1 protein-coding gene is annotated in these 411 nt (G+C 61.6%); it reads right to left on the bottom strand.

Annotated elements, in window-relative coordinates; translation table 11 throughout:
• On the bottom strand, window positions 1-411 hold a 411-nt coding region (locus ACWTU8_RS33055), incomplete at both ends, for a M20/M25/M40 family metallo-hydrolase (protein ID WP_455851406.1).

Genomic DNA, 411 nt, shown 5'->3' on the forward strand with positions numbered 1-411 from the left:
GGTGTTTCCTCGACGCAGTCATAAAAGCCGGGGATGGTGATGTGGCCATCCTTGTCGTGGATGTCGGCCAGCACCTTGGCCAAAATACGGATCGGATTGGCGGCAGCACCGCCATAAAGCCCCGAATGCAGGTCGCGGTCAGCCGCCTTGACCGTCACCTCTTCGCCAACCATCCCGCGCAGCGAAACGCAGATGGACGGCGTCTCGCGGTCCCACATGCCGGTATCGCAGACAAGCGCGAAATCGGTACTGAGCTCGGCGGCATTGGCCTCGAGGAACGGCTTCAGTGACGGCGAGCCTGACTCCTCCTCGCCTTCGAACAGGATCGTGACGCGGCATGGCAAATTGCCATGCACCTGCTTCCAGGCGCGGCAAGCCTCAACGAAGGTCATCAGCTGGCCCTTATCGTCG

This window comes from Mesorhizobium sp. BHbdii, assembly GCF_053848045.1.